Annotated in this window: 9 protein-coding genes; 6 read left to right on the top strand and 3 right to left on the bottom strand. The window is 72.6% G+C overall.

All coding sequences use genetic code 11. From position 1 onward, the window contains the following. Nucleotides 1-49 precede the first annotated feature (49 nt). Together polA and CW362_RS14780 are read left to right on the top strand one after the other, a co-directional pair. Nucleotides 50-2,776: a DNA polymerase I gene (gene polA / locus CW362_RS14785; protein ID WP_103549909.1), complete on the top strand. Its 2,727-nt coding sequence runs from the start codon at nucleotides 50-52 to the stop codon at nucleotides 2,774-2,776. 152 nt (nucleotides 2,777-2,928) lie between these two features. Continuing rightward, a complete protein-coding gene (locus CW362_RS14780; RefSeq protein WP_162684082.1) occupies nucleotides 2,929-3,693 on the top strand; it encodes a hypothetical protein in 765 nt (254 codons plus the stop codon). Here CW362_RS14780 and CW362_RS14775 read toward each other — a convergent pair. Then, entirely contained in the window at nucleotides 3,614-4,468 is an 855-nt protein-coding gene (locus tag CW362_RS14775; RefSeq protein WP_103549907.1) for a DUF4184 family protein, read from the bottom strand. The two genes, CW362_RS14780 and CW362_RS14775, sit on opposite strands and share 80 nt — an antisense overlap. A gap of 243 nt (nucleotides 4,469-4,711) precedes the next feature. Between CW362_RS14775 and CW362_RS14770 the strand changes: the two genes are divergently transcribed. From CW362_RS14770 to pgfA, 3 genes are all read left to right on the top strand, one after another. After that, nucleotides 4,712-6,445, top strand: coding sequence for a lytic transglycosylase domain-containing protein (locus CW362_RS14770; protein ID WP_103549906.1), 1,734 nt, complete (start codon nucleotides 4,712-4,714; stop codon nucleotides 6,443-6,445). 166 nt (nucleotides 6,446-6,611) lie between these two features. Beyond that, nucleotides 6,612-6,746 (top strand): SPW_0924 family protein, encoded by a 135-nt coding sequence (locus CW362_RS14765; RefSeq protein ID WP_103549905.1) that lies wholly within the window; start codon nucleotides 6,612-6,614, stop codon nucleotides 6,744-6,746. 25 nt (nucleotides 6,747-6,771) lie between these two features. Further along, the gene (pgfA, locus tag CW362_RS14760) at nucleotides 6,772-7,764 is read left to right on the top strand and encodes a cell envelope lipid trafficking protein PgfA (RefSeq protein WP_103549904.1); all 993 of its coding nucleotides are present in this window, start codon (nucleotides 6,772-6,774) and stop codon (nucleotides 7,762-7,764) included. Here the strand turns inward: pgfA and hrpB are convergent. Further along, entirely contained in the window at nucleotides 7,754-10,345 is a 2,592-nt protein-coding gene (gene hrpB / locus CW362_RS14755) for an ATP-dependent helicase HrpB (RefSeq protein ID WP_103549903.1), read from the bottom strand. The two genes, pgfA and hrpB, sit on opposite strands and share 11 nt — an antisense overlap. Nucleotides 10,346-10,513: 168 nt before the next feature. After that, entirely contained in the window at nucleotides 10,514-11,374 is an 861-nt protein-coding gene (locus CW362_RS14750) for a class I SAM-dependent methyltransferase (protein WP_103549902.1), read from the bottom strand. 320 nt (nucleotides 11,375-11,694) lie between these two features. Here CW362_RS14750 and rpsA point away from each other — a divergent pair, with 320 nt between their 5' ends. Continuing rightward, entirely contained in the window at nucleotides 11,695-13,194 is a 1,500-nt protein-coding gene (rpsA, locus tag CW362_RS14745; protein ID WP_103549901.1) for a 30S ribosomal protein S1, read from the top strand. Nucleotides 13,195-13,253: the final 59 nt, after the last annotated feature.

Genomic DNA, 13,253 nt, shown 5'->3' with positions numbered 1-13,253 from the left:
CGGGCCGGGAGGGCCCGCGTTGTCAGCGGGCCGTGGCAGGATCGGGGGTGTGGCAGAGACAGCATCGAAGAAGACCGAGAAAACCGCAGGTACGGGCCGCCCGCGCCTGATGCTCATGGACGGGCACTCGCTGGCCTACCGCGCGTTCTTCGCGCTGCCCGCGGAGAACTTCACCACCGCGACGGGGCAGCCGACGAACGCCATCTATGGTTTCGCGTCGATGCTGGCGAACACGCTGCGCGACGAGGCGCCCACGCATTTCGCGGTGGCGTTCGACGTCTCGCGCAAGACCTGGCGTTCGGAGGAGTTCCCCGAGTACAAGGCGAACAGGTCGAAGACCCCGGACGAGTTCAAGGGGCAGGTCGAGCTGATCGGCGAGGTGCTGGACGCGATGCGCGCGCAGCGGTTCGCGGTGGACGGGTTCGAGGCCGACGACATCATCGCGACGCTGGCGACGCAGGCGGAGGCCGAGGGTTTCGAGGTGCTGATCGTCACGGGTGACCGTGACTCCTTCCAGCTGGTGTCGGAGCACACGACGGTGCTGTACCCGACGAAGGGTGTCTCCGAGCTGACCCGGTTCACTCCGGAGAAGGTCTTCGAGAAGTACGGGTTGACGCCGGCGCAGTATCCGGACTTCGCCGCGCTGCGCGGTGACCCGTCGGACAACCTGCCGGGCATCCCGGGCGTGGGCGAGAAGACGGCCGCGAAGTGGATCAACCAGTTCGGTTCGTTCGCGGAGCTGGTCGAGCGGGTCGAGGAGGTCAAGGGCAAGGCGGGGCAGAACCTGCGGGACCACCTGGAGGCGGTGAAGCTCAACCGCCGTCTCACGGAGATGGTCAAGGACGTCGAGCTGCCCCGGACGGTGGCGGACCTGGAACGGGCCGCCTACGACCGTACGGCCCTGGCGATGGTCCTGGACACGCTGGAGATCCGTAACCCCTCGCTGCGCGAGCGGCTTCTGGCCGTGGACCCGGGGGAGGGAGAGGCCGAGGAGACGCGGCCGGCCGCCGAGGGCGTCGAGATCGACGGGACGGTGCTGGGCGCGGGCGAGCTGGAGCCGTGGCTCGCCGAGCACGGTGCCGGGGTGCTGGGCGTGTCCACGGTGGACACGTGGTCGCTGGGCTCGGGTTCGGTCACCGAGGTGGCGCTCGCGGCGGGCGAGGGGCCGGCGGTCTGGTTCGACCCGGCGCGGCTGGACGAGCCGGACGAGAACGCGTTCGCCGCGTGGCTCGCCGACCCGGCGCGGCACAAGGTCATGCACAACGCCAAGGGCGCGATGCGGGTCTTCGCCGAGCACGGCTGGAGCATCGAGGGCGTGACCATGGACACGGCGCTCGCCGCCTATCTGGTCAAGCCGGGCCGCCGTTCCTTCGCGCTGGACGCGCTGTCCCTGGAGTATCTGGGCCGGGAGCTCGGGCCCGCCGCCGCGGCGGACGGGCAGCTCGCGTTCGGTGCGGACGAGCAGGCCGAGGCCGACGCGCTGATGGTGCAGGCCCGGACGGTCCTCGACCTGGGGGAGGCGTTCGGGGAGAAGCTCCAGGAGGTCGGCGCGGCGGAGCTGCTGCGCGACATGGAGCTGCCCACGTCCAGCCTGCTGGCCCGTCTGGAGCGGCACGGCATCGCGGCGGACCGGGCGCATCTGGAGGCCATGGAGCAGATGTTCGCCGGCGCGGTGCAGCAGGCGGTGAAGGAGGCGCACGCGGCGGCCGGGCACGAGTTCAACCTCGGTTCGCCCAAGCAGCTGCAGGAAGTCCTCTTCGGTGAACTGGCCCTGCCGAAGACGAAGAAGACGAAGACGGGCTACACGACGGACGCGGACGCGCTGGCGTGGCTGGCGACGCAGACCGAGAACGAACTGCCCGTGATCATGCTCCGCCACCGTGAGCAGGCCAAGCTGCGCTCCACGGTCGAGGGCCTGATCAAGACGATCGCGGCGGACGGCCGTATCCACACGACGTTCAACCAGACGGTGGCGGCGACCGGCCGGCTGTCGTCGACCGATCCGAACCTGCAGAACATCCCGGTGCGCACGGACGAGGGCCGCGCGATCCGCCGCGGCTTCGTCGTCGGTGAGGGCTTCGAGTGCCTGATGACCGCGGACTACAGCCAGATCGAACTGCGGGTGATGGCCCATCTGTCCGAGGACGAGGGGCTGCTGGAGGCGTTCACCTCCGGTGAGGACCTGCACACCACCGTCGCCTCCCAGGTGTTCTCGGTGGAGCGGTCCGCGGTCGACGCCGAGATGCGCCGCAAGATCAAGGCGATGTCGTACGGCCTCGCTTACGGACTGTCGGCCTTCGGCCTGTCGCAGCAGCTGAACATCGAGGCGGGCGAGGCCCGCGCGCTGATGGACACGTACTTCGAGCGCTTCGGCGGGGTACGGGACTATCTGCGCCGGGCGGTCGACGAGGCCCGGGCCACGGGCTACACCGCGACGCTCTTCGGGCGCCGCCGCTATCTGCCGGACCTCAACAGCGACAACCGCCAGCGCCGTGAGGCGGCCGAGCGGATGGCTCTGAACGCGCCCATCCAGGGCACGGCGGCCGACATCGTCAAGATCGCGATGCTGAACGTGGACCGGGCGCTGCGCGAGGCGAAGCTCGACTCCCGCATGCTGCTCCAGGTCCATGACGAAATCGTCCTGGAGATCGCTCCCGGTGAGCGGGAGCGGACCGAGGAACTGCTGCGCCACGAGATGGCGTCCGCCGTCCGGCTCGACGTCCCGCTGGACGTCTCCGTCGGCGCGGGCAGGGACTGGGAGTCGGCGGCGCACTAGGCACCGCGCCGCGTCAGCAGGAGGGCCGGGTGTCCCCACCTGCGCCGGGTGTCCGCGCTCCCGCGCCCGGCCCCGGGAACGTGCCCCGGGGCCGTCACCCGCGTGGCCCTCCCGGGGAGCCCCGGTCCGCGGGGTGCCGTGAGGATGCGGGCATGGGTATACGCACGCCGCACCGCCGTACGGCCCTGGGTTTACGCACCGTCCACCGTCGGACCGCCATGGCCACGACCGTGGTGGTCGCGACCGCGACGGTGGCCGCGGCCGTCGTCCCGGCGCTGTTCGCGCCGCTGTCCGCGGTCGCGGCCGGAGCGGACACCGTCCAGCGGCCGGAGCCCGGCGGTTCTTCTCGGGACGAGGACTTCGGGGCCCGGTTGTCCCGCGATCTCCAGGCGGCGCTGTCGGCACGCCCGGGTACGGTCCTGGTGTCGGTGCACGACGGCGGGAGAGACGGCCGGGACCGTGCCGGGGCCGGAGGCCGGGTGCGACCGGCGACGGCGGCCATCGGCGCCCGCGCGTTCCTGAGGACGGGCGCGTACCGCCTCCGGGCGCTCACCCGGCTCCGCGGCGGCGGGCACCGGAACGCGTTCCTCGGCCTGCCGCGCGGACTGGGGGCCCACACCTCGACCGGCCGGCTGCCCCGGGCCGCGAACGGCGGGCGCGTCCACGGCATCGGCTCCTTCACCGGCCCGGCCCGTAGCTACCGCGTCATCGTCCTGTCGTACGACCATCCGACGATGCCCTACCGTGCCCGCGTCGTCGAGCGGGTCGTCCGGGCCGTGCACCGCGGCCTCGGCCGGGGACGCGCCCTGCTCCGGAGTCTCGCCGACGACGGGGCGGTCAGCGGGGGGCGGGACGGCTCGGCTCGGTACGCGCCGCCCCGGGGCCGGGACGAGCCGGAGCGGGACGCCGGATCCTGACCGCCGTGACGTACAGGCAGAGGCCGAGGGCCAGACCGGCGCCCCCGCCGAAGCACAGCGCCGGAATGAGCTCCCACGGCTTCGCGACGGACTTCCAGTACGCCCACCAGCGCACCGCCCGCTGCACCGCGGCGGTCAGGGCGAGGCCGCCGATCACCGCGACGGCCAGCCGGCGGTCGGCGGCGGACAGGACGGGCACCCCGACGGCGGGGCCGTACGGCGCGCGGCGCAGCGCGCGCACCACGAAGGCCGCGATCACGACGGCCGCGAGGGCCGAACTGCCGTACTGGACGTACCAGTAGAGCGGCGAGCCCGCGAGGTTCCTCCCGAGGACGGGGAAGAGCCGTACCCCCCACCGGTCGTGATGGGTGAACGCGTCCCACACGACATGTGTCAGCGCGCCGAGCGCCGCGGAGACGTACCACCACAGAGCGGTCGGCGCGCGCACCGGCTCGCGCGCGGCGCCGCAGCGCAGGAGTTGTGCCGTGCGCCCCTGCCGTGCCGCGGGCATCAGCGCCACCAGCGGTTCGCGCAGCATCAGCCAGGCGCCCACGAGCATCCATGCGATCAGCACATCGACGGTGAGGACGCCGGTGAACGCATGGGTGAACGTGCCGAACTCCATCGCCCCGGGCACCACGCTCGCCGCGTAGTAAGTCATGTCGGGCGCGAAGGAACCCGCCACGAGAACGGCGGGAACCAGTCGGCCGCGACCGTTTCCGTCACCGCGGATCGCGGGCAGCACGGCAGCCGCGTGGCTGAGAGTGAAGGGCAAATCGTCCTCCTGTGTCCCCTGCTGGGCGGGCGTGTCCGGCCGATTGATCACCGGAGGCCAGTATGCGGGACGGCGGTACATGGCCAACTGGTGAATATCGGACGCGAACGGGTCCCCGGGCGACGGAAGTTGCCGTAGGGTCACTTGGGTTGCCGTGCGGGGGCGCGCGGCGGGGAACAGCGGTACCGCACAGGTCTGAGAGACGACAGGTCACGTCGGTCGTTCGTGGGAGGGGTTCAGTCGATGGCGGCGCAATTCGGCAGGAGGCTGCGCAAGGGCGCGGCGACCACCGCTGTGGCCGCGCTCGCGGTCGCGGCTCTGTCCGCCTCCCAGGGGCCGGGAGCGGTCGGCGACGACCACGGCAGGCAGTCGGCGGGCGTCGACCTCGGCCTGGGCGCCGACAGCCCGGAGGGCGACGGCACCGCGACCGGCAACTCGCGTTACTTCACGGACCTTCCGCCGCTGCAGAGCCCGAACCCCGCGCCCACCACCGGAAGTGACACGCCCGCCGCCACCGGTGCGGCCGAGGCGGGCATCCCCGCGACCGTGCTGGCCGCCTACAAGCAGGCCGAGGCGTCGCTGCGCGAGTCCAAGCCGACCTGCAACCTGCCCTGGCAGCTGCTCGCCGCGATCGGCAAGGTCGAGTCGGGCCAGGCCCGCGGCGGCCGTGTCGACGCGAACGGCACCACCCTGTCGCCCATCCTGGGTCCGGTCCTGAACGGCTACGGGTTCGCCAACATCAAGGACACCGACAACGGCGCGTTCGACGGCGACAGCCGGTTCGACCGGGCGGTGGGGCCCATGCAGTTCATCCCCTCCACCTGGGAGTGGGCGGGCCGGGACGGCAACGGCGACGGCCGCAAGGATCCCAACAACATCTTCGACGCGGCGCTGGCCGCCGGGCACTACCTGTGCCGCTTCGACCACGACATGTCGGTCCAGGCGCAGATGAACGCCGCCATCCTCAGCTACAACAAGTCGACGGAGTACCTCAACACCGTCCTGTCGTGGCTGGAGTACTACCGCAAGGGCACGCACGAGGTGCCGGACGGCACGGGCACGCTGCCCTCGCACCACAGCGACGAGCCGGCCACGTCTACCCCGACTCCCACGCCGCCCGTGCAGCCGTCGCCGCCGAGCGGCCCCAGGCCCGGCGGCGGCCCGACGAGTCCCGCCCCGAAGCCGACCCCGCCGGCCACCCCGACCCCGCCCGCCACGCCGACCCCGCCGGCCACGCCCACGCCGACGCCCACCGAGACGGTGGACCACCTGACGAACATGGGCGCGGGCAAGCTCACGGCGACGGCCGGGGACACGTTCGCGCAGAAGATCGCGGTGCGCACCGACGACAAGGCCGGCAAGGCGATGGGCAAGGTCCGGGTGCGGTTCACCATCGTCGGCGACACCGACGCCACCTTCGCCGGCGGCGAGTCCGTCGCCACCCAGGTCACCAACAAGCTCGGCATCGCCACCGCGCCGGCGCTCACGGCCGGTGAGAAGACGGGCGACTTCACCGTCCGCGTCACCGTCGTGGGCCGCGTCATGGCGGGCCTCGACTACACGGCCACGGTCGCCGCGCGGCAGGCCGACGCCCTGGCCCGCACCACCGACACCGCGCCGACCTGCGTCGCGGGCGGCGAGTTCGCCGGCCAGGTCGAGGTCAAGGCCACCTACAAGGGCGCCGCCGCCGACAAGGTCGCCGCCACCGCGACCCTGATCAAGTCCGCCACCGACACGGGCGAGAACGACAAGGGCCCCTACTTCAAGGACGCCGACGGCAAGCCCGTGCGCACCCTGGCCGCCCTGACCACCGACGCCGACGGCCTGATCAAGCTGCCCAAGCTGTACGCCGACGACACCACCGGCACCTTCCTGCTCCGCATCACCACCACCGGCGGCGCCACCCTGACCGTCGAACTGACCGTGACCCCCGCGCCCGCCACCGCCACGCCGAGCGCCTCTCCCACCGCTTCCTAGAACGGAGCCGCCACCGCGCGGCCCGGTCAGCCTCCAGGGCGCCCTCCCGGCTCACGCCGCGGGGGCGCCCTGATCCGTCGTGTGCGCGACGTGTTCTCATCTCGGCCCGCCGTTGCTACGGTGCCGGACCTGACGATGCATCAGCTCCTGGCCCCGGGAGGCCCGCATGCGTGCCCTCATCGCCGCCGCGACCGGTCTCGCCGCGGCCCTCGCGCTGGTCCTGGCCGTCACGGCCATGGGCTCGCCGGCCGGCCACACCTCGCCGAAGCCGCTGCTCACCACCGTCCCCAAGCACCCCTGACGCACGCACCGGGAGGGCCGTCGAGATGCGCCGCAAGGCAAGCCTGATCCTGCTCGCGCTCGCCGTGTTCTTCGCGGCGCTGTCCCCGCTGCTGCGCTGGTACGCCTTCCCGCGCCTGGCCAAGATCCCCGCGGGCCAGTACCAGGACATGGTGCTGGAGGCGAAGGGCGCGACCCTCCTCGACTACGGCACCATGAAGGCGAAGAAGGTCTCCAAGGTCACCGTCGTCCAGACCCTCAAGGGTGACGTCGAGGCCTCCGAGAGGATCGAGCGGACCGCGGGCCGCGACGTCGTCGTCTGGGACTCCCTGTCCTACGTCCAGGGCCCCGACGGGAAGATGGTCTCCAAGCTCCCCGAGCGCTACATATTCGACGCGCACAGCCAGGAACCCGTCCACGCCACCGGCGAGTCCGTCGACGGCGACCCCGTCACCCGCCGGGGCATCGAGTTCAAATGGCCCTTCAGGACCGAGAAGCGGGACTACGAGTACTTCGACGCCCAGACCCGCACCTCGGCGCCCATCCACTACAAGGGCACCAGGAACTTCCGGGGCGTCGAGGTCTACTACTTCGAGCAGACCGTCCCCTGGACGAAGGTGAAGTTCCCCAAGATCATGCCCGTCCCGGGCATCACCCCCGAGTCCCTCGCCAAGACCGGCACCACCCGCTGGTACACCACCGTCCGCAGATTCTGGGTGGAGCCGGTCACCGGAGCGCCCGTCTACGGCGAGGAGACCCACAAGGAGGAACTGCGCGGCGGCACACTCCTGGGCGGCCGGGACAAGGTGACCGCCTTCTCCGGGGACGTGAAGATGCGCGAGGACTACATCCGGCACACCGTCGACCTCGTCAAGTCCAACCGCACCCTGGTCCTGATGATGACCTCCTACCTCCCCTGGGGCTTCCTGCTCCTGGGCGCGGCCCTGCTGTCCCTCTCCCTGTACGTGGAGGCCCGCGGCCGCAGGCCGGGCGGACCCGCGCCCGCCCCGGCGGCCGATCCCGAGCCCGTCACCGCCTGAGCCGCGCGTTCGTGTACCGCGTCGGCTCGGCGGTCGCCGGGTCCTCGGGCCACGGGTGCTTGGGATAGCGGCCGCGCAGCTCCGCCCGTACGCCCTTGTAGCCGTCCCGCCAGAAGGACGCGAGATCGGCGGTCACCGCGGCCGGCCGGCCCGCGGGGGAGAGGAGGTGCACGAGCACGGGCACGCCGGCGACGGCGGGCGACTCCTGCAGCCCGAACATCTCCTGCAGCTTCACGGCCAGCACCGGCCGCGCCGGATCGGCGTAGTCGACACGGATCCTCGACCCGCTCGGCACCTCGATCCGCTCGGGCGCGAGCTCGTCGAACCGGGCCGCCTCGCCCGTCGCCCAGGGCAGCAGCCGGTTCAGCGCCTGCCCGGCGTCGATCCGCGCCAGGTCCGCCCGCCGCCGGGCACGGCTCAGCTCCGGCTCCAGCCACTCCGTCACGCGCGCGTGGAGAGCCTCGTCGGAGACGTCCGGCCACGGGTCGCCGAGCCGCCTGCGCAGGAACGCGAGCCGCTGCCGCAGCACCCCGGCGTCCGGCGACCACCGCAGCAGCCCGAGCCCCTCCTCCCGCAGCCCCTCGAGAAGCGCCTCCCGTACGAGCCCCGGGTCCGCGTCCCGCAGCGGCCGCACGGCCAGCTCCACCGCCCCCAGCCGCTCCACCCGCCGGGCGACGACGTCGCCCCCGTCCCAGTGGACCTCGTCGCCCTCGCCGTACAGACCGGCGGCGGCCCGCCGTGCCGTCGGCTCGTCGATCACCGCCGCGAGCCGCACGCGCGCGTGCCCCCTGCCGACGGGACGGTCGGCGACGGCGACCGCGAGCCAGGGGGCACCGCGCAGGGCGGATCCCTCACCGGTGTCGGCGCGGGTCCCGCCGGTCATGAGGTGGGAGCCGCCCCGTAGACGCGCGACCCGTTCGGGGAACGCCAGCGCGGCGACGAGCCCGGCCACCCGGTCGTCCCCGGGCTCCGGCTCCCCGGCGCGCGCGTCCCGGGAGGACTCCCCGGCGCGCACGCCCTGGGGAGAAGGGGAGTCCGAGGGGGCTGCCCGGCCGGGTGCGGAGGCGGGAACGAGGTCGGCCGCCGCGGAGCGGAGACGGCGGGACTCGGCGCGCCAGCGGGCCGTGTAGGCGTCGCCGCCACGCCGGGCGGCGCGCCAGGCCGCGGCCAGGTCGTCGCCGTACTCGCGCGGGGGTTCCTCGCTGAGCAGGGCGACCACGTCGGCGGCCCGCGCCGCGCCCACCAGCGGGGCCGCGTCCAGCAGCGCCCGTGCCAGCCGGGGGTGCAGGCCCAGCCGGGACATGCGCACGCCCCGTTCCGTGGCCCGCCCCGCGGCGTCGACCGCGCCCACGGCCGACAGGACGGCCCGCGCCGCCGCCATCGCCCCGCCCGGCGGCGGATCCAGCAGGGCGAGACCCGTCGCCCCGGGATCGCCCCAGCAGGCCGCCTGGAGCGCGAACGCCGTCAGGTCGGCCACCTTGATCTCGGGAGCCGGGAACCGTGTCAGACGGCCGTCCTCGGCCTCCGCCCAGCACCGGTAGACCGTGCCCGGCGCCTCGCGCCCGGCCCGTCCCGCCCGCTGCCGCCCGGCAGCCTGCGAGGCCCGTACGGTCGCCAGCGCGCTCAGCCCCCGCGCGTGGTCCACCCGCGGCTCCCGCGCGAGTCCCGAGTCCACGACCACCCGCACCCCCGGGACCGTCAGCGACGACTCGGCCACCGAGGTCGCGAGGACCACCCGGCGCCGGGCGCCGGCCGTGAGCACCGCGTCCTGCACCGCCGCCGGAGCCCGCCCGTGCACCTGGAGGACGTCGACGTCCCCGAGACCGCCGAGCTGCCCGGCCACCCGCGCGATCTCCCCGACCCCGGGAAGGAAGCACAGGACGTCACCCGGGCGCTCGGCCAGCGCCCGCCGCACCGTGGACGCCACGTGCGTCAGCAGCGCCGGGTCCACCCGCGTCCCGTGCGGCGGCCGTACGGGGCGCTCTGGCGGCGCCCACACCGTCTCGACCGGGTACGAGACGCCCTCCGCCTCGACCACCGGCGCGTCGCCCAGCAGCCGGGCCCAGCCCCCGGCGTCCGTCGTCGCGGACGCCGCCACCAGCCGCAGCTCGGGACGGAGCGCGGCCCGCACGTCCAAAAGGAACGCGGCCACCGTGTCGGCGTCCAGATGCCGTTCGTGGCACTCGTCGAGCACGACCACGTCGACGCCCGCGAGCTCCTGGTCGCGCTGTAGCCGCTGGAGCAGGACCCCGGTCGTGACGACCTCCACGCGCGCGTGGGGACCCACCACCCGCTCCCCGCGCACCGTGAAGCCGACGCTCCGTCCGACCTCCTCGCCCAGCAGCCACGCCATCCGCCGGGCGGCGGCCCGCGCCGCGATCCGCCGCGGCTCGGCCACCACCACCCGCCGCGCGGGGCGCCCGCCGTCCAGGAGGCCCGCCAGGGCCAGCGGCACCAGCGTCGTCTTGCCGGTGCCGGGCGGCGCCACCAGCACCACGCCGCCGTGCCCCTCCAGGGCGTCGTCCACGGCGGGCAGGGCGCCGCGCACGGGCAGCGCGTCCAGGGCTTGGTAACGGATCACGCCCCCAGTCTCGTACGGGCGCCGAACCGGCCGCGCACGAGCCCGGGGACGGCCTCCGCGCGCGGGACGGAGGGGCCGACCGTGCCACGGGACGGCGAAGGGGGAGCCGGATCGGCTCCCCCTCGTCCGCAGCCCTGGTCACGGGCCGTTCTTCGCGGATCCCGTACGTCAGTCCCGTTCGCACACGAAGATCGCCGTACCCGGAATGAGGTTCCCGCGCAGCGGGGACCAGCCGCCCCACTCCTGGGTGTTCCAGGCGGGCCACTCGGGCTCGACGACGTCGACCAGGCGGAAGCCGCCGGCCACCACGTCACGCACCCGGTCGCCGAGCGTCCTGTGGTGTTCGACGTAGACCGCGCGGCCCTCCTCGTCCTGCTCCACGTACGGGGTGCGGTCGAAGTAGGACGCGGACACCGACAGCCCCTCGGGGCCCGGCTCGTCCGGGAACGCCCAGCGGACCGGGTGCGTGACGGAGAAGACGAAACGGCCGCCGGGGCGCAGGACGCGGTGGACCTCCCTGAGCACCAGCACCGGGTCGGCCACGAAGGGCAGCGCGCCGTACGCCGAGCACGCGAGGTCGAAGGAGCCGTCCGCGAACGGCAGCGCGCTCGCGTCCGCCTCCACGAGGGGCACCGGGCCCCCGATGCGCAGCGCGTGCTGGAGCTGGCGGTGGGAGAGGTCGAGGGCCACGGGACGCGCGCCCTGTCCGGCCAGCCACCGCGAGCACTGCGCCGCGCCGGCGCCGATCTCCAGGACGTCCTTGCCCTTGAGGTCCTCCGGGGGGCCGAGCAGCTCGGCCTCCACCTCGTCGAGACCCTCGGGACACCACACGAACCGGTCGTCGCCCAGGAACGTGCCGTGCTCGATCTGGTAGTCGTCCGCGTTCCGGTCCCACCAGCCCCGATTCGCCCGGGAACTCTCGATGAGATCCGCGTCACGCCGGGTGGCTTCCGGTTCGAACGGTTCGGGCTCTTGGATGATCGGCTCCCTCGTCGTACTCTTCCGTCCAACCCGTCTCGGGCGTGTCACGACAGAGGCGCCCTGCTGCCCGCGTGGCCTTGTGAGACAGGTCTTGTGCCGGGATTGCGGCGATCCGCCCCGGGTGTGCGCCTTCGCGCATTGACCCTGCCCGGCTGCCCCCGTATGCTACAAGTTGCGCTGCGGGCCTGCGCTCCTCAGACGTAGCAGGCTGTGCTCGCATCTGTATGTATGTCCCCTCGGTTCTCGAGGCGCCTTCCGGCTGTGCCGGGTCGGGCGCTTCCTTGGCTGTCCGGCTTCTACAGGGCGAAACGGGCTCCCGGCGCAAGCAGTACCTACGACTCACTGTCCGTACCGGAGCCCTTTCCCACATGACGAGCAGCACCGAGACCACCGCCACCACCCCGCAGGTTGCGGTCAACGACATCGGTAACGAGGAAGCCTTCCTCGCCGCGATCGACGAGACGATCAAGTACTTCAACGACGGCGACATCGTCGACGGCGTCATCGTGAAGGTCGACCGGGACGAGGTCCTGCTCGACATCGGTTACAAGACCGAAGGTGTCATCCCGAGCCGCGAGCTCTCGATCAAGCACGACGTCGACCCGAACGAGGTCGTCAAGGTCGGCGACGAGATCGAGGCCCTGGTTCTCCAGAAGGAGGACAAGGAAGGCCGCCTGATCCTCTCGAAGAAGCGCGCCCAGTACGAGCGCGCCTGGGGCACCATCGAGAAGATCAAGGAAGAGGACGGCATCGTCACCGGCACCGTCATCGAGGTCGTCAAGGGTGGTCTCATCCTCGACATCGGCCTCCGTGGCTTCCTGCCGGCTTCTCTCGTCGAGATGCGCCGTGTCCGCGACCTCCAGCCCTACGTGGGCAAGGAGCTCGAGGCCAAGATCATCGAGCTGGACAAGAACCGCAACAACGTGGTCCTGTCCCGCCGCGCCTGGCTGGAGCAGACCCAGTCCGAGGTTCGCCAGACGTTCCTCACCACCCTCCAGAAGGGTCAGGTCCGCTCCGGCGTCGTCTCCTCGATCGTCAACTTCGGTGCCTTCGTGGACCTGGGTGGCGTCGACGGTCTGGTGCACGTCTCCGAGCTCTCCTGGAAGCACATCGACCACCCCTCCGAGGTTGTCGAGGTCGGCCAGGAAGTCACCGTCGAGGTCCTCGACGTCGACATGGACCGCGAGCGCGTCTCCCTGTCGCTCAAGGCGACGCAGGAAGACCCGTGGCAGCAGTTCGCCCGTACGCACCAGATCGGTCAGGTCGTCCCGGGTAAGGTCACGAAGCTCGTTCCGTTCGGTGCGTTCGTCCGCGTGGACGAGGGCATCGAGGGTCTGGTCCACATCTCCGAGCTGGCCGAGCGCCACGTGGAGATCCCGGAGCAGGTCGTCCAGGTCAACGACGAGATCTTCGTCAAGGTCATCGACATCGACCTCGAGCGTCGTCGCATCAGCCTCTCGCTGAAGCAGGCCAACGAGTCCTTCGGTGCCGACCCGGCCTCGGTCGAGTTCGACCCGACCCTGTACGGCATGGCCGCGTCGTACGACGACCAGGGCAACTACATCTACCCCGAGGGCTTCGACCCCGAGACCAACGACTGGCTCGAGGGCTTCGAGGCTCAGCGCGAGGTGTGGGAGAACCAGTACGCCGAGGCGCAGCAGCGCTTCGAGCAGCACCAGGCTCAGGTCATCAAGTCCCGCGAGGCCGACGCGCAGGCCGAGGCCGAGGGTGCCACCTCCGCGAGCGCGGCTCCGGCCGCCTCCGGTGGCGGTTCGTACTCCTCGGAGTCGGACGACAACTCCGGCGCCCTGGCGTCGGACGAGGCGCTCGCCGCCCTCCGCGAGAAGCTCGCCGGCGGCCAGAGCTGAAGGCTCACCGCTAGCAAGTAGCTGAGAGAAGCGGGCCCGCACCGATTCGGTGCGGGCCC

The sequence above is a fragment of the Streptomyces populi genome (assembly GCF_002911015.1).
Classification (GTDB): domain Bacteria; phylum Actinomycetota; class Actinomycetes; order Streptomycetales; family Streptomycetaceae; genus Streptomyces; species Streptomyces populi.
This window is presented reverse-complemented; position numbering and strand designations above follow the sequence as displayed.